The sequence below is a fragment of the Rahnella inusitata genome, assembly GCF_003263515.1.
GTDB lineage: Bacteria > Pseudomonadota > Gammaproteobacteria > Enterobacterales > Enterobacteriaceae > Rahnella > Rahnella inusitata.
The window spans coordinates 50,507-75,403 of sequence record NZ_JYDE01000009.1 but is presented as its reverse complement, the minus strand read 5'-3'; the positions used below and the strand labels follow the sequence as shown (position 1 = coordinate 75,403).

21 protein-coding genes and 1 rRNA gene are annotated in these 24,897 nt (G+C 51.1%); 14 read left to right on the top strand and 8 right to left on the bottom strand.

Translation table 11 applies throughout. From position 1 onward, the window contains the following. The first annotated feature begins 188 nt into the window (after positions 1 to 188). Positions 189 to 304 (top strand): 5S ribosomal RNA (rrf, locus tag TU92_RS05915). Between the two features lie 82 nt (positions 305 to 386). Here the strand turns inward: rrf and mobB are convergent. Together mobB and mobA are read right to left on the bottom strand one after the other, a co-directional pair. Continuing rightward, positions 387 to 917 (bottom strand): molybdopterin-guanine dinucleotide biosynthesis protein MobB, encoded by a 531-nt coding sequence (mobB, locus tag TU92_RS05910; protein ID WP_112165231.1) that lies wholly within the window; start codon positions 915 to 917, stop codon positions 387 to 389. Beyond that, positions 914 to 1,501 carry a molybdenum cofactor guanylyltransferase MobA gene (gene mobA / locus TU92_RS05905; RefSeq protein WP_112165229.1) on the bottom strand — a complete coding sequence of 196 codons (588 nt, stop codon included), beginning with the start codon at positions 1,499 to 1,501 and terminating at the stop codon, positions 914 to 916. Before mobA ends, mobB begins: the two co-directional genes overlap by 4 nt. Positions 1,502 to 1,653: 152 nt before the next feature. Between mobA and TU92_RS05900 the strand changes: the two genes are divergently transcribed. The 5 genes from TU92_RS05900 to spfP all read left to right on the top strand — a co-directional run bounded on the left by TU92_RS05900 (position 1,654) and on the right by spfP (position 7,077). Beyond that, complete coding sequence (locus TU92_RS05900; RefSeq protein ID WP_112165227.1) at positions 1,654 to 1,923, top strand: YihD family protein; 270 nt, start codon at positions 1,654 to 1,656, stop codon at positions 1,921 to 1,923. A gap of 92 nt (positions 1,924 to 2,015) precedes the next feature. Beyond that, complete coding sequence (locus TU92_RS05895) at positions 2,016 to 3,002, top strand: serine/threonine protein kinase (protein WP_112165225.1); 987 nt, start codon at positions 2,016 to 2,018, stop codon at positions 3,000 to 3,002. A gap of 45 nt (positions 3,003 to 3,047) precedes the next feature. Continuing rightward, a complete protein-coding gene (dsbA, locus tag TU92_RS05890; protein ID WP_056777623.1) occupies positions 3,048 to 3,671 on the top strand; it encodes a thiol:disulfide interchange protein DsbA in 624 nt (207 codons plus the stop codon). A gap of 389 nt (positions 3,672 to 4,060) precedes the next feature. Next, positions 4,061 to 6,865: a DNA polymerase I gene (polA, locus tag TU92_RS05885; RefSeq protein ID WP_112165223.1), complete on the top strand. Its 2,805-nt coding sequence runs from the start codon at positions 4,061 to 4,063 to the stop codon at positions 6,863 to 6,865. Between the two features lie 164 nt (positions 6,866 to 7,029). After that, entirely contained in the window at positions 7,030 to 7,077 is a 48-nt protein-coding gene (gene spfP / locus TU92_RS22655) for a small protein SpfP (RefSeq protein ID WP_071892919.1), read from the top strand. 172 nt (positions 7,078 to 7,249) lie between these two features. Here spfP and yihA read toward each other — a convergent pair whose 3' ends face one another. Next, a complete protein-coding gene (gene yihA, locus TU92_RS05880; protein WP_112165221.1) occupies positions 7,250 to 7,894 on the bottom strand; it encodes a ribosome biogenesis GTP-binding protein YihA/YsxC in 645 nt (214 codons plus the stop codon). Positions 7,895 to 8,479: 585 nt separating this feature from the next. Between yihA and yihI the strand changes: the two genes are divergently transcribed. Then, positions 8,480 to 9,034 carry a Der GTPase-activating protein YihI gene (gene yihI, locus TU92_RS05875; RefSeq protein ID WP_112165219.1) on the top strand — a complete coding sequence of 185 codons (555 nt, stop codon included), beginning with the start codon at positions 8,480 to 8,482 and terminating at the stop codon, positions 9,032 to 9,034. Between the two features lie 187 nt (positions 9,035 to 9,221). Beyond that, entirely contained in the window at positions 9,222 to 10,595 is a 1,374-nt protein-coding gene (hemN, locus tag TU92_RS05865) for an oxygen-independent coproporphyrinogen III oxidase (protein ID WP_112165215.1), read from the top strand. Between the two features lie 69 nt (positions 10,596 to 10,664). Here the strand turns inward: hemN and glnG are convergent, their stop codons facing one another. The 3 genes from glnG to glnA form a co-directional block, all read right to left on the bottom strand. Continuing rightward, on the bottom strand, positions 10,665 to 12,077 hold the full coding sequence (glnG, locus tag TU92_RS05860; RefSeq protein WP_112165213.1) for a nitrogen regulation protein NR(I): 1,413 nt from the start codon (positions 12,075 to 12,077) through the stop codon (positions 10,665 to 10,667). A gap of 7 nt (positions 12,078 to 12,084) precedes the next feature. Beyond that, positions 12,085 to 13,134, bottom strand: a complete 1,050-nt coding sequence (glnL, locus tag TU92_RS05855) for a nitrogen regulation protein NR(II) (RefSeq protein WP_112165211.1) — start codon at positions 13,132 to 13,134, stop codon at positions 12,085 to 12,087. A 268-nt stretch (positions 13,135 to 13,402) separates the two neighbouring features. Further along, complete coding sequence (gene glnA / locus TU92_RS05850) at positions 13,403 to 14,812, bottom strand: glutamate--ammonia ligase (protein ID WP_112165209.1); 1,410 nt, start codon at positions 14,810 to 14,812, stop codon at positions 13,403 to 13,405. Positions 14,813 to 15,251: 439 nt separating this feature from the next. Here glnA and typA point away from each other — a divergent pair, with 439 nt between their 5' ends. The 5 genes from typA to fabY all read left to right on the top strand — a co-directional run bounded on the left by typA (position 15,252) and on the right by fabY (position 20,130). Then, a complete protein-coding gene (gene typA / locus TU92_RS05845; RefSeq protein WP_112165207.1) occupies positions 15,252 to 17,075 on the top strand; it encodes a ribosome-dependent GTPase TypA in 1,824 nt (607 codons plus the stop codon). A 163-nt stretch (positions 17,076 to 17,238) separates the two neighbouring features. Then, positions 17,239 to 17,826 carry a glucose-1-phosphatase gene (gene yihX / locus TU92_RS05840; RefSeq protein WP_112165205.1) on the top strand — a complete coding sequence of 196 codons (588 nt, stop codon included), beginning with the start codon at positions 17,239 to 17,241 and terminating at the stop codon, positions 17,824 to 17,826. Positions 17,827 to 17,837: 11 nt separating this feature from the next. After that, the gene (locus TU92_RS05835; protein ID WP_112165203.1) at positions 17,838 to 18,707 is read left to right on the top strand and encodes a virulence factor BrkB family protein; all 870 of its coding nucleotides are present in this window, start codon (positions 17,838 to 17,840) and stop codon (positions 18,705 to 18,707) included. Between the two features lie 18 nt (positions 18,708 to 18,725). Next, complete coding sequence (gene dtd, locus TU92_RS05830; RefSeq protein WP_112165200.1) at positions 18,726 to 19,163, top strand: D-aminoacyl-tRNA deacylase; 438 nt, start codon at positions 18,726 to 18,728, stop codon at positions 19,161 to 19,163. Positions 19,164 to 19,197: 34 nt separating this feature from the next. Next, on the top strand, positions 19,198 to 20,130 hold the full coding sequence (fabY, locus tag TU92_RS05825; RefSeq protein WP_112165198.1) for a fatty acid biosynthesis protein FabY: 933 nt from the start codon (positions 19,198 to 19,200) through the stop codon (positions 20,128 to 20,130). 76 nt (positions 20,131 to 20,206) lie between these two features. Here the strand turns inward: fabY and TU92_RS05820 are convergent, their stop codons facing one another. Together TU92_RS05820 and TU92_RS05815 are read right to left on the bottom strand one after the other, a co-directional pair. Next, positions 20,207 to 21,898 (bottom strand): AsmA family protein, encoded by a 1,692-nt coding sequence (locus TU92_RS05820; RefSeq protein ID WP_112165196.1) that lies wholly within the window; start codon positions 21,896 to 21,898, stop codon positions 20,207 to 20,209. Between the two features lie 150 nt (positions 21,899 to 22,048). Further along, positions 22,049 to 23,443 carry a nucleobase:cation symporter-2 family protein gene (locus TU92_RS05815; RefSeq protein WP_112165194.1) on the bottom strand — a complete coding sequence of 465 codons (1,395 nt, stop codon included), beginning with the start codon at positions 23,441 to 23,443 and terminating at the stop codon, positions 22,049 to 22,051. A gap of 238 nt (positions 23,444 to 23,681) precedes the next feature. On the opposite strand from TU92_RS05815, the gene gltS reads away from it, so the two are divergent. Then, positions 23,682 to 24,893 carry a sodium/glutamate symporter gene (gene gltS, locus TU92_RS05810; RefSeq protein ID WP_112165192.1) on the top strand — a complete coding sequence of 404 codons (1,212 nt, stop codon included), beginning with the start codon at positions 23,682 to 23,684 and terminating at the stop codon, positions 24,891 to 24,893. Positions 24,894 to 24,897: the final 4 nt, after the last annotated feature.

Here is a 24,897-nt window from a genome sequence, read left to right as displayed (position 1 = left end):
CATTGAGCTAACCAGTACTAATGACCCGAGAGGCTTAACCTTACAACACCAAAGGTGTTTTGATTAGAGTGACTCTGCTGCGCGCGAGCGTGGAGAAGTAGATTTTCAGCGACGTTCCGAGATTGGTTCGTATGGCGAGGCGTTGTGAGAAATCACGGTGCGTGGCGGTACGGATGAAACAGAATTTGCCTGGCGGCACTAGCGCGGTGGTCCCACCTGACCCCATGCCGAACTCAGAAGTGAAACGCCGTAGCGCCGATGGTAGTGTGGGGTCTCCCCATGCGAGAGTAGGGAACTGCCAGGCATCAAACAAGTGGAAAGCCCTGTACTGACGTACAGGGCTTTTTGCTGTCTGGATTTGGTGAAAACTAGCAAATAAAGACATTCTATTTTCTCTGGTTTCCGAGCCATGTGACGATAAATTCTCCGATTTCATCGATCTTATTAAGATCAAGTAACGTAATTGATTCCAAGACGAGTGGCGGCAAACGATTACTGGCCACGGCGATGACATGAGAATCAATCAGACCCTCTAAAGATCTGCCGTTTTCCTTTCTGTGCAGCACAATTTTGTCGATTTCTTCGTGTTTAAATCCTTCGACTAAAACCATATCCAGATTACTACGATCAAAACGCGATGCCAGATACCCCAGATCAGGAGCTTCCTGCTGTGGTGTTTCTGTCATTAAAGCCCATCGATGACTGCTGGCGACCATCGTCTGGTCCGCTCCTGCCTTTCTTAGCTCAAAACTGTCTTTACCGGGCGTATCAACGTCAACTGCATGATGAGTATGCTTTATCAGCCCGATGCGAATACCGCGCTGTCTGAGATAAGGAATTAGCTGTTTCAGTAATGTTGTTTTACCTGTTCCGCTGTACGCAACTATGCCAAGCAGTGGGATATCCGTTTTGTTCATTGTGGATGCCCTGTCTGGCCGTTCTGCCAAAGTAAAACATCTCCCTGAGTATTGAGATTGGAGAACTGTGACGCATCGTGAAAAAGAACGGGTTTGGCATCAATATTATCGAAAAAAATCATCACTTTCCGATCGCCGTTTTCCAGATATGTTTTTAATGTCGGGATAAGGCTACGGTTTAGCAGACAAAGAGTAGGGTGTTCCCGCACAGCATCCCGCGCATAGGCGGCTTGCTGGCCTGCAATTTCCGCCAGAAAAGCATCTGCTAAGTTGTCTGGGAATCCGGGGACATCACAAGGCACGAACAACACCCATTCTGTTTTGCTTACTGTTAAAGCGGCCAACATGCCGGCGAGCGGGCCGGAGAAATTCTGAATAAGATCAGGGACTGTCTGGAACTCTTTGCCGTACTGTTCAGTGTTCTGGTTGCAGCTGATCAGGATCTCTCCCACCTGCGGACGAAGCCTCTCAGCGATGTGTTCAAAGAGGGGCTTGCCGTTGGCCTTAACCAGCCCCTTATCCTCTCCCATTCTGCTCGACCGGCCACCAGCTAAAATGACGCCGGTAATACAATTGTGCTCCATGATATTCCCCTGCAAAAGTCTCAGTATTCTGGTCATTGTAACGTCTTACTTCCAACCCAAGCAGGTTTAACTTTGCTGCAATAAGCTTGTTCTTTCCCTGAGGAAATAACCCTGTTATTTTTAAGGTCTGATACATATGGAAAGAGAACATCATGAAAGAACATCGCGTAAACGAGTTGATTGAGTTATTACACCCGGCATGGAAAGAAGACTGCGACCTTAACCTGATGGAGTTTATTCAGAAACTGGCGGGAGAGAGCGGATATCAGGGACCCTTAGCGGAATTGAGCGACGATACCTTGATTTATCACCTTAAAATGCGTGGTACTGACAGCTCAGCGGAAATCCCTGGTCTGAAGAAAGACTATGAGGATGATTTTAAAACGGCACTTTTGCGTGCCCGCGGTGTGATTAAAGATTGATGTAAACTTATGTGAACTTCATGCGAACCGCGAAAAATAGATGATACTATTTCCCATTGTCATTTTTCTGCGCGGCCAATCCGAATGAAGTTATGAATAATTCAGCTTTCAATTTTCAGGCATTGTCGCCGGATCTTATCCTTGATGCGCTAGAGAGTGTCGGCCTGCGTGCAGAGTCCGGCCTCACTGCATTAAACAGCTATGAGAATCGGGTATATCAGTTTCTCTGCGAAGACAGAAAACGCTATGTGGTGAAGTTCTATCGTCCGGAACGCTGGACTGAAGAGCAGATTCATGAAGAGCACCGTTTTTCACACGATATGTCTGAGGCTGAAATACCTGCAGTAGCCCCGCTTGCCATCAATGAAAACACATTACATCATCATCAGGGTTACATGTTTACCGTGTTTCCCAGCGTGGGTGGCCGCCAGTATGAAATCGATAACCTCGACCAGCTGGAGTGGGTTGGGCGTTTCCTGGGCCGTATTCATCAGGTAGGCAGAGAAAGTCTCTTTGCTGCCCGCCCGACGATGGGTCTTGATGAATATTTTGCGCAACCGCGTGAAGTACTCGCAAAATGCCCATTGATCCCCAAAAGCCTACGTGAGCCTTTCTTACAGGCAACAGATAATCTGATCAACACGACAAAAGAGTATTGGCATACTGACTGGCAGCCGCTGCGCCTGCATGGCGATTGTCATCCAGGTAATATTCTCTGGCGTGATGGCCCGCTTTTTGTCGATATGGATGATGCGCGCAATGGCCCCGCGATACAGGATCTCTGGATGTTACTTCACGGTGATCAGAGCGAACAGCGCCTTCAGCTGGATGTTTTGCTGGAAGCGTATGAAGAATTCGCTGATTTTGATGCCCGCGAACTGACATTAATTGAACCGCTGCGTGCGATGCGCATGGTCTATTATCTGGCCTGGGTTGCTCGTCGCTGGGAAGATCCTGCGTTTCCTAAAAGTTTTCCGTGGATGACGGACGAAGACTTTTGGCGAGGTCAGATTGCTGCGTTTAATGAGCAAATTAAGAAACTAAAGGCACCTCCTTTGCAGTTGATGCCTATGTATTGAGTCATGATTAACGTCGAAATTTAATTAATTGGAGATAGGCTTTATATGAAAAAGATATTCCTGGCACTGGTTGGTATGGTTATGGCCTTCAGTGTATCTGCGGCACAATTTTCAGATGGTGCACAGTACGTTACTTTAGATAAAACCGTTGCTAATGAGCCACAGGTACTCGAGTTTTTCTCATTTTATTGCCCACACTGTTATCAGTTTGAACAAGTCTGGCATGTATCTGACAGCATCCGTAAGAACCTGCCTAAAGATGTTAAATATACCAAATACCACGTTGAATTCCTGGGCCCGTTAGGTAAGCAATTAACACAGGCGTGGGCTGTGGCCATCGCGCTGGGCGTAGAAGATAAAGTCAGCCCGTTGATGTTTGATGCCGTGCAGAAGCAACAGTCTGTGCAGAATGCTGATGATATTCGTAAAGTCTTTATTCAGGCCGGTGTGAAAGGCGAAGATTACGATGCGGCTCTGAACAGCTTTGTGGTGAAATCTCTGGTTGTACAACAAGAGAAAGCCGCCGCTGACCTGGGTCTGCAAGGCGTTCCCTCTGTATTTGTAAATGGCAAATATATGGTGAAAAACGACGGTCTTGATACCAGTTCTATGGATATGTATGTCAAACAATATTCAGATGTGATCAATTTCCTGGCGACCAAAAAATAAGAAATCATCATCCCAATGCCAGCTAAGTAGCTGGCATTATATCCTCCAAAAATGGATGTTTTAAGTTAGGAAAAAACCTGCAATATAAATGATTTTAATTATGTTCCACTTACAATGAATATTACTATCCACAATAGCTATTAAGTTTCTATTACATCAATCTTTCATGTTAAAACGCGATAACCTGATGATAGCAGTACTTAAAATTAGAGATGATTTTCTCACCACCCTCAACTAATCATTTCCTATAAAAACTATTCACAAACTTATCCACAGGATGATCCTTCGAGATCCCCCGCAAGTTTGCAATGAATTTCCTTCGCAAGGTTCGTCTTTCCCGCCGGCTATGGCATCCTTAGGGCATGTCTGATCACGAATAAAGAAGAGTTATGGCCCAGATAGCAGAAAACCCATTGATCCTGGTAGACGGTTCGTCCTACCTCTACCGCGCTTACCATGCGTTTCCCCCGTTGACCAACTCCCAGGGTGAACCGACGGGCGCGATGTACGGCGTGCTGAACATGTTGCGCAGTTTGTTGCTGCAATACACGCCGAGCCATGTTGCTGTGGTGTTTGACGCGAAAGGCAAAACCTTCCGTGATGAACTCTTTGATCAGTACAAATCTCACCGTCCCCCAATGCCTGACGATCTGCGTTCGCAAATTGAACCCCTGCATCAGATGGTGAAAGCGATGGGATTACCGTTGCTGGTGGTGTCAGGCGTAGAAGCGGACGACGTGATTGGCACACTGGCACTCGAAGCTGAGAAGGCGGGTCATGCCGTGCTGATAAGTACCGGCGACAAAGACATGGCGCAGCTGGTCACGCCGGGTGTGACGCTGATTAACACCATGAACAACGCGATCCTCGGGCCTGATGAAGTCGTTGAAAAATATGGCGTGCCCCCGGAACTGATTATCGATTTTCTGGCCCTGATGGGTGATTCCTCGGACAACATTCCGGGTGTGCCGGGCGTTGGCGAAAAAACTGCGCAGGCACTATTACAGGGGATTGGTGGACTAGATGCGTTGTATGCCGACCTTGATAAGATTTCTACATTAAGCTTCCGTGGTTCTAAAACTATGGCGGCGAAACTGGCTGATAATAAAGACGTTGCTTACCTCTCTTACCAGCTGGCAACGATCAAAACTGACGTCAAACTGGATGTGACTTGTGCCGAGCTGACAGTCTCCGAACCGGACGCCGATGAACTTCATCAGCTGTTTGGCCGTTATGAGTTCAAGCGCTGGCTGACCGATGTTGAATCCGGCACCTGGCTGAGCGGTAAAAAATCAGCTGCAAAAGTGACATCTTCTGCCAAGAAAGGCTCACTCGCTGCAGATATGCCTGCGGCTGAACCCGTCGAGCGTAATCAACTTACTCAGGACGGTTACGTCACCATTCTCGATCAGGACACGCTTGATCAGTGGATCGGCTACCTGAAAGCCTCTGAAGTTTTCGCATTCGATACTGAAACCGATGGCCTGGATACTCTGACGGCTAATCTGATTGGGTTATCTTTCGCGACTGAAGCGGGTAAAGCGGCTTATCTTCCCGTCGCGCATGATTATCTGGATGCACCGACGCAGCTGGATCGCGCTGATGTACTGAAACAACTCAAGCCTTTGCTGGAAGATGAGAAGCAGTTGAAAGTCGGACAAAACCTGAAATTCGATCGCGGCATCCTGCTGCGCTATGACATCGAAATGAAAGGAATTGCGTTTGATACCATGCTCGAATCTTACGTGCTCGACAGTGTCTCAGGTCGTCATGATATGGACAGCCTGGCAGACCGTTATCTGGGCCATAAAACGGTCGGTTTTGAAGAAATCGCCGGCAAAGGTAAAAACCAGCTGACTTTCAACCAGATCGCGCTTGAACAGGCTGCGCCGTATGCAGCGGAAGATGCCGATGTCACGCTACAACTGCATCAGACTCTCTGGCCGCGTATTCAGGAAAGCGAATCACTGAAGAAAGTATTCACCGATATCGAAATGCCGCTGGTGCCGGTTCTGTCTCACATTGAGCGTACTGGTGTCCTGATAGACCAGCATATTTTAGCTGCGCATTCCAAAGAACTGGCCATCCGCCTGAATGAACTGGAAAACAAAGCGCATGAGCTGGCGGAAGAACCTTTTAACCTGTCGTCGACTAAGCAGTTGCAGGCCATTTTGTATGAAAAACAAAAGCTGCCGATACTGAAGAAAACGCCGGGTGGAGCACCTTCAACAAATGAAGAGGTGCTGGCTGAACTGGCGCTGGATTATCCACTGCCGAAAGTCATTCTGGAGTATCGCGGTCTGGCGAAGCTGAAATCGACTTACACCGACAAACTGCCGTTGATGATCAATCCGCAGTCTGGCCGCGTGCACACGTCTTATCATCAGGCTGTCACAGCGACCGGACGCCTGTCATCCAGTGATCCAAACTTGCAAAACATTCCGGTGCGTAACGATGAAGGCCGTCGCATCCGTCAGGCTTTTATTGCACCGAAAGATTACTGCATTCTGGCTGCTGACTACTCGCAAATCGAATTGCGCATCATGGCGCACTTATCGAAAGATGAGGGGCTGCTGAAAGCCTTTGCGGAAGGTAAAGATATTCACCGGGCTACAGCGGCTGAAGTCTTTGGCACACCGCTGGAGAGCGTCACCGGCGAGCAGCGCCGTAGTGCGAAGGCCATCAACTTCGGCCTGATTTACGGCATGAGCGCATTTGGTCTTTCGCGCCAGTTGAACATTCCGCGTAAAGAATCCCAGCGTTATATGGATCTCTATTTTGAACGCTATCCGGGCGTTCTCGAATATATGGAACGCACGCGGACGCAGGCTTCTGAACAAGGCTATGTGGAAACGCTCGACGGTCGCCGCTTGTATCTGCCGGATATTAAATCCAGCAACGCCATGCGTCGTAAGGGTGCTGAGCGCGCCGCAATCAATGCCCCAATGCAGGGAACGGCTGCTGACATCATCAAGCGAGCGATGATAAAGGTCGCGGACTGGCTGAAACAACCGGATGCCCCGCGTGCACGCATTATTATGCAAGTACACGATGAATTGGTTTTTGAGGTCCATAATGACGACGTTGAGGCCGCAAGTGAGAAAATCCGCGATCTGATGGAATCAAGCATGGAACTGGCCGTTCCGTTGAAAGTGGATGTAGGTACTGGCGAGAATTGGGATCAGGCTCACTAAGTGGATAGTTATTAAGCTTTTTTTGTAATTAAGCTACAGAATTATAGGTTCAGACCATGAAGGTGATCGCATAATCCTCAATTATTGTGTAAGTAAACTACAAAAAGTTCTTTTTCCCCGTCATGAAATAGGGTAAAGTTTCTCTCGTAGGGTACAGAGGTAAGATGTTCTATCTTTCAGACCTTTTACTTCACGTAATCGGATTTGGCTGAATATTTTAGCCGCCCCAGGCATTTATGTCTGGGGCGTTTTTTATTGTGCTTTTATCAGGATAACTGGCCGGTTTTGATGTTGAATTCAGTCAGTAAGTAGAAAAGTGCAAAAAAAAACGGACGACCCGATGGCCGTCCGTGATGTTCTTTACTTACAGTTTTTGCCTGCGGCTCATTCGCCGGAAAGTTCATCTTCCAACACTTCTGGCGGAATTTCATTGAACCAGGTGTTCAGCTTGTCATTGAGTTTGTCCACACCCATCTTCTTCGGCGAAGAGAACGCTTCGACCTGGATGTCACCCATAAATTCTTTTACGGCTTCACGGACCATTTTGACTTGTGCCTGACGTGCGCCCGAGGCCAGTTTGTCAGCCTTGGTCAGCAGCAACATCACTGGCGTACCCACATCAACAGCCCACTGAATCATCTGCTGATCGAGATCTTTAAGCGGGTGACGGATATCCATCAACACCACGAGCCCTTTCAACGAATTACGCATTTGCAGGTATTCGCCCAGCGAACGCTGCCATTTGCGTTTCATTTCTTCCGGGACTTGCGCATAGCCATAACCCGGAAGGTCAACCAGACGAATACCCGGCTCCACTTCAAACAAGTTAATTAATTGCGTACGGCCAGGGGTTTTACTGATTCGCGCCAGGCTTTTCTGCTGGGTCAGCGTATTTAGCGCACTGGATTTGCCGGCGTTTGAACGACCAGCAAATGCGACTTCAATGCCTGCGTCACTCGGCAGATGCCGGATATCCGGGGCGCTCAGGACGAAATGGGTCATATGATAGTTGTAAGTTTGGCTGGTCAAAACGTGCGTCTCCGTGAGGCTTGTGTATCTGGCTGACTGGCGATTATAACTGCAACTGCGCCCGGATACGTTCAGTGTTTTTACAATCCGAATGATGATGCGAAGGGACCACAGAGATGAAGGCGGGGGAAAATGGCCTTCATGATGTAAGACATTTGCTATTCATAATGCGGGTTATTGCGCTTATTGGGTCGCCGAATTTTTTAATTCACTTTAGATTCAATGCGATAAAAATAAAGCACTGGCTGGAAGCATAAGACGACAGGGCAGTATCTTGAGCCTTTGCGGCGATAGGGTAAAGTATTTCTTACGCAATGAAGGCAAGAATGGAAACATGGACGATAAGAGCCTTCAGGGAATACAGGAAATGCAGGGCGCTTTAAGGATGAACGGGGCTGGAGGCCCTGAAAGGCAAAGGAAAAACCGGGACGTTGACGCTATACAGGGAAAGTGTTTGATGGATATCCTTCGCACGAAGGAAAGAAAAAGGCAGCAAGGTCCACTTGCTGCCTTTTTTCTTTGTTCGCTTTCTGCTAGATTCCGCCGCAAATCTATACTAAATGTACACACCTAAGAGCAGAAGCCATGAAACAGCCAGCGAAAGCCCCGCGCGCCAATACCGCGACAGCTAAACCGAAGAGAAAAAAGAATCGCGTCGAGCTCGATATTGAAGCGCGTGAACGCAAGCGTGACAACCGCCGCCGCGGCCGTAAGGCAGGTTCCCGTGCGAACCCGGATGCAAACCAAAACCAAAGCGGTGCAGCGGCGAAGAAAACCGATCCGCGCATCGGCAGTAAAAAAGCAGTGCCATTGATCGTTGAAACCGTCATGAACAATGCACCGAAAGCGAAGAAAGTCGCACAGCCAGTGCAAGACCCGAAACCAAAAATGACGCCGGAAGAAGAACTGACGTTGCTGGAAAATGATCAGCGTCTGGATGGTTTGCTGGATCTTATTGATGACGGCAAAGCACTGAGCGCCGAAGATCAGGCATATGTTGATCAGACTCTGGATCGCATCGACGTTCTGATGGAATTGCTGGGTATCGAACTTGGCGATGACGAAGATGATGAAGAAGAAGAAAAGAACGAAGACATGATGCAGCTGCTCAAGCGTGGGAACCCGACAGACGGTTTCTAAGCCATGAGCTGGGTCATTCCGGCAATAGCCTTACTCTTTGCATGTTATCTGCTTTGGTTATTCGGTAAACTATGGCGGTTATCGAAAACCAAAGCACGTTTGCGCAGAGCGACCTTTGCACGGCAGGCCAAAAGCCTGCCGGTAAGGCGAACCGGTAGCATCCGACGCCGGAAGGAGTGAGTCACCCATGTCAGAACAGACAACCGTCTGGGATTTAGCGCTGATCCAGAAGTACAACTACTCGGGACCGCGATACACATCCTACCCAACAGCACTTGAATTCAGCGAAAGCTACAACGATGCAGCCTTTGAAAAAGCCGCTGCCCGTTATCCCGAGCGTTCCCTCTCGCTTTATGTGCACATTCCGTTCTGCCATAAGCTCTGCTACTTCTGTGGCTGTAATAAACTCGTCACCCGTCAGCAGCACAAAGCCGAAGAATACCTGAACGTACTCGAGAAAGAGATCCGCCACCGTGCGCCGCTCTTTAAGGGCCGTCACGTCAGTCAACTCCATTGGGGCGGTGGTACTCCAACTTATCTGACTAAAGCCCAGATAAGCCGTCTGATGGCCCTTCTGCGTGAACATTTCACTCTCCTGCCGGATGCGGAGATGTCGCTGGAGCTTGATCCGCGTGAAATCGAGCTGGATGTGCTGGATCACCTGCGCAACGAAGGCTTCAATCGTCTGAGCATGGGCGTGCAGGATTTCAACAAAGAAGTACAGCGTCTGGTAAATCGTGAGCAGGACGAAGACTTCATTTTTGCTCTGATCGAACGCGCGCGCGCGCTGGGTTTTAACTCGACCAATATCGATCTCATTTACGGCCTGCCAAAACAAACAGCCGAAAGTTTTGCCTATACGCTGCAACGCGTTGCAGCGCTGAACCCCGATCGCCTCAGCGTATTCAATTATGCGCACATGCCCAATCTTTTCGCCGCTCAACGCAAAATCAAAGATGCAGATTTGCCCGGTGCGAAAGAGAAACTGAAAATCTTGCAGGAAACCATCAGTTCACTGACAGAATCCGGTTACCGTTTTATCGGGATGGATCACTTTGCCCGCCCGAATGACGAACTGGCGATTGCGCAGCGCGAAGGCAAATTGCACCGCAATTTTCAGGGCTACACCACGCAGGGCGACAGTGATTTGCTTGGCATGGGCGTTTCCGCGATCAGCATGCTGGGTGATACCTATGCGCAAAACGAGAAAGACCTGAAAACTTATTACGCGCGGGTTGAAGGGCAGGGAAATGCACTCTGGCGGGGGCTGGAGATGACCCACGATGACTGCCTGCGCCGTGATGTGATCAAAGCACTGATCTGCCATTTCGAACTGGATTTTGCAGATATCGAGAAACGTTACGGTATTGAGTTCAATGAGTACTTTGCCGAAGACTTAGCGTTGCTGGTGCCGCTGGTGGAAGACGGACTGGTGGAGGTGAGCAAGAAACATATTCAGGTCACGCCGCGCGGACGTCTGTTGATCCGCAATATTTGCATGTGTTTTGATATCTATTTACGCCGCCAGGTCCGTCAGCAGCAATTCTCCCGCGTGATCTGACCGGCGAACTCAGCGTTTCCCCAAACAAAAACAGCCGCTTTTGCGGCTGTTTTGCTTTTCACACGGGTGTTATTCCATGCCCAGTTCTTTGAGTTTACGTGTCAGGGTATTACGCCCCCAGCCCAGTAAACGAGCGGCTTCCTGCTTGTGCCCTTGCGTATGGCGCAGCGCCGTGGTCAGCAAAGTACGTTCCATTTCAGGCTGTGCTTCTGACAACAGGTTTTGATGACCGGAACGCAGCGCGCGATCCGCCCACTGTGCCAGCAGCGTTGCCCAACTGTCTGGCAAACTCTGTCCGCCCGCTTCGGGCGCCGAGGTTTCAAACAGCTCGCTCGGCAAGTCCTGAATCAGCACTTCCTGACCGGCCGCCATCACGGTTAACCAGCGACAGGTGTTCTCCAGCTGGCGCACGTTACCTTGCCACGGCAGACGCGTCAGCGCAGTTTCTGTTTCCGGATGCAGGTTCTTCGCTTCTACGCCCAGCTCCTTCGCGGCAACTTGCAGGAAGTAGCGTGCCAGACGCGGAATATCTTCACGACGTTCACGCAGCGGTGGCAAATGCACGCGGATCACATTCAGACGGTGGAATAAATCCTCACGGAATTTGCCTTCCTGAACCCGAAGTTCCAGATTCTGGTGAGTCGCTGCGATGATTCGCACATCGACTTTCACCGGCGCATAGCCACCGACGCGATAGAACTGACCGTCTGCCAGCACCCGCAGCAGGCGGGTTTGTACGTCGAGCGGCATATCGCCAATCTCATCGAGGAACAGCGTGCCGTTATCGGCCTGCTCAAAACGCCCCTGACGAACAGTATTCGCGCCAGTAAATGCGCCTTTCTCGTGGCCGAACAGTTCCGACTCGATCAGGTCTTTCGGGATTGCCGCCATATTCAACGCGATAAAAGGGGCTTTAGCGCGCGGGCTGTGGCGGTGAAGAGCATGCGCCACCAGTTCTTTACCGGTGCCTGATTCTCCGTTGATCAGCACACTGATCGACGAGCGGGACAGACGGCCAATGATGCGGAAAACATCCTGCATGGCTGGCGCTTCGCCAATAATGTCAGCCGTCGGACCGCTGGCGGGCTGCGTGCGGGCCGGTTGTTGTTGTTCCTGATAATGACTGATGGCGCGTTCTACCAGCGCTACGGCTTCATCAATGTCGAAGGGTTTTGGCAGATAATCAAACGCGCCTTGCTGATATGCACTGACGGCAGCATCGAGATCGGAATGCGCGGTCATTATGATGACCGGAAGCATCGGATGGCGCTGTTTAATCTGTTTCAGCAGCGCTAAACCGTCCATGCCGGGCATGCGAATATCTGATAACAATACGTCAGGGGTTTGAGTCGCAATGGCTTCCAGCACGTCATTACCGCTTTCAAACGTAGTGCAGTGTAAACCTGCCCCAGTGAGCGCACGTTCAAGTACCCAGCGGATGGAGCTATCGTCATCGACGATCCAGACTATCCCTCGTTGCATAAGAACCTCACTGGCGAATAGGCAGGAAAACCGAGAATTCGGTGTGTCCTGGCCAACTGTTAAATTCAACTTTACCCGAATGCTGATCAATCAAACTGCGCGCGATGGACAGGCCCAAACCTGTGCCTCCCTCGCGGCCACTGACCATGGGGTAAAAAAGGGTGTCCTGCAAATGGGCCGGTACGCCGGGGCCGTCATCTTCAATATCGATACGGGCCGCCAGACGATAACGCACGCCATGTAACGTGATCTGGAAAGCAGTGCGCGTACGCAGTGTAATTGTGCCGCCTTCCTCCCCGAGTGCCTGCAGAGCATTGCGGGTGATGTTCAACAAAATCTGTTCAATCTGATCGGGATCGTGCGCCAGTTCTGGCAGGCTCGGGTCGTAGTCCCTCACCAACTGAACATTGTCCGGCTTCTCCATCGACACCAGCTGACAAACACGTTCTGCAACCTGATGAATGCTTTGCGTCACGTGCTGGCTTGGGCGCTGTGGCCCCAGTAAACGATCTACCAGATTACGCAGGCGGTCGGCCTGCTCAATAATGACTTTGGTGTATTCCAGGAGCGCCGGATCAGGGAGCGCTCTGGATAACAACTGAGCTGCGCCACGCAATCCACCGAGCGGATTTTTAATTTCATGCGCCAGACCGCGGATCAAATCACGCGCGGCAACTTGTTGAGCATGTTGCAATTGTTCCTGGCTCAGCTTGCGCTGATTATCCATTGGGGCCAGTTCCACCAGAATGAAACCTTCTGGCAGCATCTGGGCGGTCAGTGACAGCACATGCGCGCGGCCATCCACCACCAGAGTGACTTCGCTGTCTGTAAAGCCCTGTCCGGCCGTCAGACTTTCACGCATCAACTCGATATTCAGCGAAAAATATCCCACCAGCTCTGGCAAAGGTGTGCCAAAAAGTTTGCGGGAACTTTGCGCCAGCAGCTGCTGAGCCGCCGGATTGGCGTAATGCACCGCCAAATCGTCGTCCAACAACAGAACGCTGTTGATTAAGGAATTCAGGATCTGCCCAGCATCGGGCAGTTTGCCAGTTGCCATACCGCAGTCTCCCGCACCGGATGGGTGCATTTTATCTCGTTACCCGGCAGATTCACGGGTCAGAGGGGTTGAGCAGGAAAGAGTGTGGAGAAAAAAGCCCATCCGGAGATGGGCTGAAAGTTTCCACGGCAACAAATTAAATCGTCTTACTTGATTTTGACGCTGAAGGTTTTCTCACTACCTGACCTTCAGTCGGGTATTCCGCTCAGCGCCTGTACGAAGACGGGCGCTGAGTTCAGCTCTGATCGAAAGAGCAGACGCTGATTTATTAAACGCTGTAGTACAGTTCGAACTCAACCGGGTGCGGAGTCATACGAACGCGATCCATCTCTTCTTTACGCAGAGCGATGTAAGCATCGATCGCGTCATCGGTGAACACGCCGCCACGGGTCAGGAACTCGCGGTCTTCGCTCAGGCAGTTCATCGCTTCTTCCAGTGAACCTGCAACTTTTGGAATTTCTGCTTCTTCTTCCGGTGGCAGGTCATACAGGTTTTTATCCATCGCATCACCAGGATGGATTTTGTTGATGATACCGTCGACGCCAGCCATCATCAGCGCAGCGAACGCCAGGTATGGGTTAGCCGCTGGATCAGGGAAACGTGCTTCGATACGCATCGCTTTAGGGCTTGATACGTGTGGAATACGGATGGATGCAGAACGGTTACGCGCAGAATACGCCAGCATTACTGGTGCTTCGTAGCCCGGGACCAAACGCTTGTAGGAGTTGGTGGTCGGGTTAGCGTAGGCGTTGATCGCTTTAGCATGCTTGATGATACCCCCGATGTAGAACAGTGCCATTTCAGACAGGCCGCCGTATTTGTCGCCAGAGAACAGGTTGTTACCGTTCTTGAACAAAGACATATGGCAGTGCATACCGGAACCGTTATCGCCAAACATTGGTTTTGGCATGAAGGTCGCGGTTTTGCCAAATGCGTGAGCCACGTTGTGAACCACGTATTTGTAGATTTGGATTTCGTCAGCTTTCTTGGTCATGGTGTTGAAGCGGGTTGCCACTTCGTTCTGACCAGCAGTTGCTACTTCGTGGTGGTGAGCTTCAACAACCAGGCCCATTTCTTCCATGGTCAGACACATGGTAGAACGCAGATCCTGAGAGGAGTCGACCGGAGGTACCGGGAAGTAGCCGCCTTTTACTGCAGGACGGTGGCCTTTGTTGCCGCCTTCGTATTTGGTCGCAGAGTTCCATGCGCCTTCGATATCATCGATAGCGACGTGAGAACCGGAGATGCTGCTGCCGAAACGCACATCATCAAACAGGAAGAATTCTGGCTCTGGCCCGAACAGAACGGTGTCCGCGATGCCGGAAGCACGCAGGAAATCTTCTGCACGCTTAGACGTTGAACGTGGGTCACGGTCATAACCTTGCAGCGTTGTTGGCTCAAGGATATCGCAACGAATGATCAGCGTGGTTTCTTCAAAGAATGGGTCCAGAACAGCAGTGCTGGCATCTGGCATCAGAACCATGTCAGATTCGTTAATGCCTTTCCAGCCACCGATTGAAGAGCCATCAAACATTTTACCTTCTTCGAAGAAGTCGGCGCTAACCTGGTGTGCAGGAATGGTGACGTGCTGTTCTTTGCCTTTGGTATCAGTGAAACGTAAATCTACAAATTTCACTTCATGCTCATTCAGCATCGTCAAAACGTGTTCAGCGGACATACTAGTTCTCCCGAATTTCTCATTATCGTCGTGGAACGAATAACCATTTTTTGGTCTTTAGTTGGAAATAACAGCCTTACTGGAACTGGCGTGTGGCCTAAACAGCACTATTATTGTCTGATAAGACTCTTTTCACCCTGTAAAAGGTATAGCGAAAACTGTGCCAACTTTGAGAAAATGCTAACAACGCCATTTTACAGGGCTCTTGCTCTCAATAAGTATGCACCATAACGGAAGTTATGCACTACAATGGTGCTAATCGTGAGATGCAAAGCACCAAAGTGGTGCGTCATATTGGTTCAGTGTTCTTTTTGCACCGTGAAAGGGATCACAAAGTAACCATCCTTAAGTTGTTTCAACAAGATCCTTGTGATCTTGTTTAGAACCTCGCTTAATACGTGTACAATAGCGCGCTATTTCTAATGCCTGAGGCAAAGCTGTGATCGAAAATTTGCGTAACATCGCCATTATTGCCCACGTTGACCATGGTAAAACCACCCTGGTCGACAAGCTGCTGCAACAATCCGGTACTTTCGGAGAACGTGCAGAAGCTACCGAACGCGTAATGGACTCCAACGATTTGGAGAAAGAGCGTGGGATTACCATCCTCGCAAAAAACACCGCCATTAATTGGAAAGACTACCGCATCAACATCGTGGATACCCCAGGACACGCCGACTTCGGCGGTGAGGTTGAGCGTGTGATGTCAATGGTCGACTCGGTGCTGCTGGTTGTGGATGCAATGGATGGCCCAATGCCGCAAACCCGCTTCGTGACTAAAAAAGCCTTCGCTAATGGTCTGAAGCCGATCGTGGTAATCAACAAGGTTGACCGCCCTGGCGCGCGTCCTGACTGGGTTGTTGATCAGGTCTTCGACCTGTTCGTAAACCTGGACGCAACCGACGAACAACTCGATTTCCCAATCATCTATGCATCTGCATTGTTGGGTATCGCGGGTACTGACCATAACGATATGGCCGAAGACATGACCCCGCTGTATCAGGCGATTGTTGACCACGTATCTCCGCCACAAGTTGAGATGGAAGCACCTTTCCAGATGCAAATCTCTCAGCTGGATTACAACAACTACGTTGGCGTTATCGGCATCGGCCGTATCAAACGTGGTACGGTTAAGCCTAACCAACAGGTCACTGTGATCGACAGCGAAGGCAAAACCCGTAACGGTAAAGTCGGTAAAGTTCTGACCCACATGGGCCTTGAGCGTATCGAAGCGACCGTTGCTGAAGCGGGCGATATCATCGCAATCACCGGTCTGGGTGAGCTGAACATTTCCGACACTATCTGTGACCCGGCAAATGTAGAAGCACTGCCAGCGCTGAGCGTTGATGAACCAACCGTTACCATGTACTTCAACGTCAACACCTCTCCGTTCTGTGGTAAAGAAGGCAAGTATGTGACTTCACGTCAGATCCTTGATCGTCTGAACAAAGAGCTGGTGCACAACGTGGCATTGCGCGTTGACGAAACTGAAGATGCTGATGCCTTCCGCGTTTCAGGCCGTGGTGAACTTCACCTGTCGGTTTTGATCGAAAACATGCGTCGCGAAGGTTTCGAGCTGGCGGTTTCCCGTCCTAAAGTAATCAACCGTAAAATCGATGGCCGCATGCAAGAGCCATTCGAGAACGTGACACTGGATATCGAAGAGCAACACCAGGGTTCTGTTATGCAGGCCATGGGTGAGCGTAAAGGCGATGTCAAAGACATGATCCCAGACGGCAAAGGTCGTATCCGTCTTGATTATCTGATCCCAGCACGTGGCCTGATCGGCTTCCGTACTGAATTCATGACCATGACTTCAGGTACCGGTCTGCTGTACTCCACATTCAGTCACTACGATGATGTTCGTCAGGGTGAAATCGGCCAGCGTCAGAACGGCGTGCTGATTTCTAACGGTCAGGGTAAAGCAGTTGCGTTCGCACTGTACAGCCTGCAAGACCGCGGTAAATTGTTCCTGGGCCACGGCGCAGAAGTGTATGAAGGCCAGATCATCGGTATTCACTCACGTTCTAACGACCTGACTGTGAACTGTCTGACCGGTAAGAAACTGACCAACATGCGTGCGTCTGGTACTGACGAAGCAACGACTCTGGTTCCTGCTATCAAAATGTCTCTGGAGCAAGCTCTGGAATTCATCGATGATGACGAACTGGTCGAAGTGACTCCTCTGTCTGTGCGTATCCGTAAACGTCACCTGACCGAGAACGATCGTAAACGTGCAATGCGTGGTCCTAAAGAAGCGTAATCTTCTTTAACGTAAGCCGTTACACAGAAACAGGGTGCCTTTGGTACCCTGTTTTTTTTATGTTTTTTTTCTGCCCCTGCGTGCCATCCCGCAATTCTGTCACTGTTCAGCTGTACGTTTTACCGCTAAAGTTAACAGTCATCTTTGAAATCAGGAGCGTGCAATGCTGTACATTTTTGATATGGGAAACGTCATTATTGATATTGATTTCAAACGTGTTCTTGGCGTGTGGAGCAATTTCAGCGGAACCCCGCTTGCGACGCTGACTGAGCGATTCTCAATGGGCGAAGTCTTCCAGAAGCACGAACGGGGTGAAATCAGCGACGAAGAGTTTGCCGCCGAACTCTGCCATGAATTGGGCATCGCGCTGAGCTTCGAACAGTTCAGCCTTGGCTGGCAGTCGGTGTTTGTCGGCTTGCGCCCTGAAGTGATTGAGATCTTCAAGACGCTGCGCCAGCAGGGGCATCGCGTGGTGGTCTTATCGAATACCAACCGCCTGCATCTGGATTTCTGGCCGCAAAATTATCCTGAAATTGAAGCCAACACCGACGCCATTTATCTTTCACAAAACATCGGCATGAGAAAACCTGAGCCGGGCATTTTCCAGCATGTGCTGGCCCATGAAGGCGTCAGTGCCGGTGAAGCCGTATTCTTTGATGATGTGACCGAGAATATCGAAGCGGCGCGTGCCGTGGGGATTGAATCTGTGTGGGTGGAAGATAATCAGACAGTACCGAAGTACTTTTCCTGAAGGATGTTGTGATGCAGAAACGGGCACTGAGCCACTACCCGAAATCATGCTGGAAATTTACGCGCCTGCTTCTGCGGCGTTCAGATAAGGATGGCCTGACGCTTCTGGCGGGCCATTTAGCCTATGTCTCCTTGCTTTCTCTCGTGCCGCTTATCGCAGTGGTCTTTTCGTTGTTCGCCTTATTTCCGGTTTTTTCGGATATCAGCGCGCAGCTCAAAACCTTTATTTTCTCTAACTTCATGCCTGCGACCGGCAATACCATTCAGCGTTATCTCGAACAATTTGTGGCGAACTCCAGCAAAATGACCGCCGTGGGCACCTGCGGCTTAATCGTCACCGCGCTGCTTTTGATAGCCTCGGTAGACAGCGTGCTGAACAAAATCTGGGACAGCAAAACGAAACGCCCGATCGTATTCTCCTTCGCCGTGTACTGGATGGTGCTGACTCTCGGGCCAATCCTGCTGGTCGCCAGCGTGGCCATCAGCTCCTATTTGCTATCGCTGAACTGGCTGAATATCAGCGGCGTACATTCGCTGATCGACCATGCTCTGCGCATTCTGCCATTGCTGATTTCATGGATATCTTTCTGGCTGTTGTATCAGGTCGTACCGACGGTCAGAGTACCGGCGAAAGATGCGCTGATTGGTGCGCTCTTCTCTGGTGCATTATTTGAATTAAGTAAGAAAATCTTTGCTTTATATATCCAGCTTTTCCCGTCATATCAGCTGATTTATGGCGTTCTGGCGGTGATCCCCATTTTATTTCTTTGGGTCTATGTCAGCTGGTGTATCGTGCTTTTGGGGGCAGAAATCACCGTGACGCTCGGCGAGTTTCGGTCTCTGAGAAAATTGCAGTCTGCTCAAGATGTGGCAGCAGAATAATCAGTCAGAAGGGTTTTTATGATTGCGTTAATTCAGCGGGTGTTAAATGCCAGCGTCACCATTGATGGCGAAATCTGCGGTGAGATCGGGCCGGGATTGCTGGTGTTACTGGGTGTCGAGCAGGGGGATGATGAGCAAAAAGCCAAACGCCTGTCTGAACGGGTCATCGGGTACCGGATATTCGGTGACGAAAACGACAAAATGAATCTAAACGTCCAGCAGGCGGGAGGAAGCCTGCTGGTCGTATCGCAGTTTACGCTGGCGGCGGACACGCAAAAAGGCATGCGCCCCGGTTTTTCACGCGGCGCAGAGCCGCAGGAAGCCGACCGTTTGTATCAGTATTTCTGCGGGCAGTGCCGTGAAAAAGGTATCGCTACCGAAACCGGCCGCTTTGCTGCGGATATGAAAGTGGCGCTGGTGAACGACGGGCCGGTGACCTTCTGGCTACAAGTCTGATCGAAGAGGCATAAACGCCGGAGAGAACACAATTATGTATCACCTGAGAGTACCGACGACCGAAAAAGAACTGGCCGACTATTACCGATTTCGCTGGGAAATGTTGCGCAAGCCGTTGCGTCAGCCCGAAGGTTCAGAGCGTGATGCTTACGATTCCATTGCGCATCATCAGATGGTGGTGGATGAGCAGGGCTGTCCGGTCGCTGTAGGCCGTTTATATATTAATGCCGACAATGAGGCCTCTATCCGCTTCCTGGCGGTTGACCCCGATGTGCAGGATAAAGGGCTGGGAACTCTGGTGGCGATGACCCTGGAGTCTGTGGCGCGTCAGGAAGGCGTTAAGCGCGTGGTGTGTAGTGCCCGTGAAGACGCTGTAGAGTTTTTTGCCAAACTGGGTTTCATCAACCAGGGGGAAATTACCACGCCGCAAACCACGCCGGTGCGCCACTTCCTGATGATTAAACCGGTTGAAACGCTGGATGACATACTCCATCGCCCCGACTGGTGCGGTCAGCTGCAACAGGCCTGGTACGATCATATTCCTCTCAGCGAAAAAATGGGCGTGCGGATCAGCCAGTATACCGGCCAGCGGTTTGTTACCACGATGCCGGAGAACGGCAATCAGAATCCTCACCACACGCTGTTTGCGGGCAGCTTATTTTCACTCGCGACGCTGACCGGCTGGGGGCTGATTTGGTTACTGCTACGTGAGCGTCACCTTGGCGGGACTATTGTTCTGGCCGATGCGCATATTCGGTACAGTTCGCCGGTGACCGGCAGGCCGCGTGCGGTGGCCGATCTCGGTTCAATCAGTGGCGATCTGGACCGTCTGGCGCGCGGGCGTAAAGCTCGCGTGCAGCTTGAAGTGAATTTGTACGGCGATGAGGCCGAAGGCGCAGTGTTTGAAGGCACGTATCTTGTTCTGCCTGCTGCACCCGGTGCGCCGCTGGAACCTGCAATTAACTAATTTTCAGCCCACTATAAGCTCATAAAAAAGCACCGCGATGGCGGTGCTTTTTCGTTTGAGAATACAGCGCTGGCAGTTATGGCGCTGCCGCGCCGGAAACCAGTCCGTTCAGCATTCTCTGGTTGATAATCTGACCGTTGGCGCCGTTCACCTGAAGTGTGCCATTCAGCGTTGGCTTGTAATCCACGTTAGCCGGCATCTGCCCTTGCAGATTGAGCTGCATATTGGCGTTACCGTCAAGTTGCAGATGCGGCCATCCCCAGTTTTCCAGCTGATTAGCGGGCACGGCGCGCCCGGTCATTTTCACCGAAAACTGGCGCTGTGGTTGCTGATCCACCATCCCGGTGGCTTCCAGCAATCCCTCTTTCGTGAACGCACTCAGCTCTGAAATATTCACCTGGCGGTCACTGGCCTCCAGAGTAATGGAAGGGCGACGCACGTCGTTGCGGTTGAATGTCGCTTCGCTGGCGTTCAGATTCAGCTTACCATTCCAGATCCCCCACTGATGGTTACGCGCCAGCAGCAGATTATTACCCAGCCCGTCCAGCGCTGTCAGCTGGAAGGGGAACTGTGGATCGATGTCAATAATCAGGTTTCTATTGGCAATCAACCGGCCAATCGAGATTTCAGCCAGTGAATCCGGCAGTGGCTGTAACCAGAGCTGTCTCCAGTTTTGCGGCAGCGTGTATTCCAGCCCGGCGACAGAAAGCTCATCAAGTTGCAGGCGTTTATTAGCGCGGAGCCAGTTGCCGGTGGTACGCAACAAACTGCGCTCCCAGCGTGCCGTAGCCTGCTTGATTGAAATGCCTTGCGCAGTCAGGTCGAGATTGATGATCGGATCCTGAATATGCAAATTGCCGTTAATCATATCAGTCGCGTTTAGCGAGATTTCGCCGTCATCGCTTTGCCAGTCGCCTTTTTCCAGCGTCACATCCTGTACGGAAAGATCAACATCGCTGAATGCCCAGTCGGTTCCCTGCAAACGGGCATCGATCAGATCAAGCCGTTTGAGGGTAACTTTTGGCAACGTCTGGAAATCATCGAAAAACTCAGAAAGCGATTTGGACGTTTGCAGGCGTACATTGCTCAGACGCAGATTTTCAATGTTCCAGCTGCCGTCCGCTGCCTGAGTGGCTTTGCCGGTGAGCTGACCGCGCGCCAGATCGCCGCCAAAATTGCCCAGAGTGAGAATTTTATTATTCAGGTTACCCTGAATCAGGACGTTTTCAGTGGGAAGTCCGTTGACGGTCAGATTCGCCGCGCTCAACTGAAAATCTGCTTTATCGCCCAGCAGTTGGTGGGGTTTGGGTTGCCATGGCGAAATCCCGGCATTGATCTGCTGACCTTGGATCTCCATTCCTGCCGCATTGCCGGTCAGCGCCATTTTGCTCAGTTGCAGCGTATTGGCCTGCAAAGGCAGGTTCATGGCGGAAGGGCTGACGTTCAGTCGCCCGTTGACCAGCACGACGCGGTCGAAAAAGCGGGGTTCAGTAATCTGACGCCAGCTTAAATCGAGATCGACTTCACTGGCGCTGAGAGTTTCTGGCTGATTTTTCTGCCCGAAGATGACATTGGTGAGCGTCACCCGCCCAGGCGTTGACCAGTCATGGTCCACTTTTTCGACGGCGAGCCGGTAATCACTGTTATCCGTGACCCAGGTACTGAGTTTGCCCGCCGCCCAGCGGGTCTGTAATAGGACGTACACCAGCACAATCGCCAGTACCAGAAGCAGGACGAACGTCAGCAAAATTTTACCGATAAATCTCATCGTCTGGGGCCTGTAGCGTGAATTAGGGATAAAGGTTCTCTGTTTATGCCGCAAACAGCGAATTTTCTCAACAGCTTAGCAGACTGGAGACAATAAAAAGCGGCAGGGGTTCCAGACCACCTGCCGCTGTTGCATGCGTATTACAGTCGGTTATGACTTTTCGTGAGGAAAAACCAGATTCAGAACAATCGCTGTAATCCCGCCTGCTGCAATGCCGGAGGAGAGCAGGGTTTTAATCCAATCTGGCGCGAATTGCAGGATCAATGGTTGCTGGGACACCCCCATGCCGACTGCCAGAGACAGCGCCATGATCATAATCGCGCGGCGGTTCAGACGTTCACGGGAAACAATACGTACACCGGAAGCCGCGATGGTACCGAACATCACGATGGTCGCGCCGCCAAGAACCGGTTCAGGGATGTGCTGAACGAATCCGGCAACCGCAGGGAAAAGCCCCAGGACGATCAGCATCAGTGCCACGACAAACCCTACATAACGGCTGGCGACGCCGGTCAGTTGGATCACGCCGTTATTTTGGCCGAAGCAGGAATTCGGGAAGGTATTGAATACTGCAGAGAGCATGGAGTTCAGGCCGTTGGCCAGTACGCCGCCCTTGATGCGCTTCATGTACAGCGGGCCGCTGACCGGTTGTTCGGAAACGTCGGAGGTCGCGGTGATATCACCGATGGTTTCCAGCGAGGTAACCATAAAGATAAGCATCAGCGGAACCAGAAGATTCCAGTCAATTCCCAGACCATAGTAAAGCGGCGTCGGGAAGGTGATCCAGCTGGTTTGGGTCGGGGCCGTTACGGTCGGCAACATCCCCATCATCCATGCGGCCAGATAGCCCACCGCCATCGCAATAACCAGGGAAGCCACACGCAGGTACGGGTTACGCTGACGGTTGAGCAAAATAATCACCACCAGAACCACAGCGGCCAGCATCAGGTTTTTCGGGGCGCCAAAGGTGTGATCGCTCATCGCGGCATATCCGCCACCGATGGATGTCAGACCGACCTGAATCAGCGACAGGCCGATAATCATCACGACAATCCCGGACACCAACGGAGTGATCACGCGGCGGGCAAGATGCAGGAAGCGGGAAAGAATGATTTCAGTACAGGAGGCCAGCATCAGTGTACCGAATAGCGCGGCCATCATCGTCGGGACATCGGCACCACCATTTTTCAGCGCCAGCCCGCCCATTATCAACGGAGACACAAAGTTAAAGCTGGTGCCCTGAATGGAAAGCAGTCCTGAGCCCACCGGACCCCAGGTTTTAATTTGTAAAATGGAAGCCAGACCAGAGGCAAACAGCGACATGCTGATGATGTGCTGGGTGTCCTGCGCGGGGAGCCCCAATGCCTGACAAATCAGTAATGCCGGGGTGATCACGGCAACAAACATCGCCAGCAAATGCTGGCAGGCGGCAAATAACGTCTGAGGAATGGGAGGACGATCTTCGAGCCTGTAAATCAGTTCACTTTTAGTCTGGCGGGAAAGGTCGGGTTGCTGTGTTTCTTGTTCTGCGGTTTGCGTACTCATGTTGTGGCATTCCAATAAGCGGCAAAGCGGGCATTTTTATTGAAATCGACAATAAAAGCAATCGTTTGCTTACACGGATTTGTCGCCATTAATTTGAGTTAATGGGTTTGTTAAGATCCGTTTTTCTTGCGTAATTCAGCACTATTGACTTCTAATTCATCCTCTGGGAAAAAATAGGCAATTGATAAAGCTATAACTCAATAATTTTATTGGATTTATTACAAAATGGAGTTCGTGAATGATTCAGCTCGATACCTACGGCACGTTGGTGGCCGCCACGCTGGTTCTCCTTTTAGGACGCAAATGCGTTCAGTCGATCAACTTCCTTAAAAAATACACTATTCCTGAACCTGTCGCGGGTGGTTTGCTGGTTGCCGTTATGCTGTTGATCGCCAACCGGATATTTGGCTGGGAAATTGGGTTTGATGTCTCGTTAAAAGAACCTCTGATGCTGGCATTCTTCGCCACCATCGGTCTTAACGCGAATCTTGCCAGCCTGCGCTCCGGTGGCAAAAGCCTGATGCTGCTGGTGTTTGTCGTCGTCGGATTGTTGTTGCTGCAAAACGTTATCGGCATAGGCATGGCTAAAATGCTGGGGATGGATCCGCTGATGGGGTTGCTGGCCGGTTCCGTTACGCTGTCCGGCGGTCACGGCACTGGCGCGGCGTGGAGCAAGGTGTTCGTCGAACGCTATGGCTTTGAGAATGCCACTGAAGTGGCGATGGCTTGTGCGACATTCGGGCTGGTGCTCGGCGGTATTATTGGCGGGCCGGTGGCGCGTTATCTGGTGAGCCACTCTTCAATGCCTGGCGGCTCGCTTGATGATTCAGCCGATCCAAGCGCATTCGAAAAACCTGCGATTGGCCGCATGATAACCCCGCTGGTGCTGGTGGAGACGATTGCGCTGATCGCCATTTGTCTGAGTGCAGGCACCCGTATTTCCGAATTACTGCATGGCTCCGCTTTCGAAATTCCGACCTTTGTCTGTGTTCTGTTTGTTGGCGTGATCCTGAGTAATCTTCTGGCATGGCTGGGTTTCTACCGCGTATTTGACCGTGCGGTCTCGGTGCTCGGTAACGTCAGCCTGTCGCTGTTTCTGGCGATGGCGCTCATGAGCCTCAAACTCTGGGAAATGGCGTCGCTCGCGTTGCCGATGATGGCCATCCTGCTCGTGCAGACTATCGCGATGGCACTGTATGCGATTTTCGTTACCTATCGCGTGATGGGAAAAAATTACGATGCAGCGGTGCTGGCGGCAGGCCACTGCGGTTTTGGTCTGGGCGCAACGCCAACGGCGATTGCTAATATGCAGGCGATCACTAACCAGTTTGGCCCTTCGCATCTGGCATTTTTAGTTGTTCCTATGGTCGGCGCGTTCTTCCTTGATATCGCCAATGCCATCGTCATTAAATTGTTCCTGATGCTGCCGGTCTTCCCGGCGATTGCTTGACGGC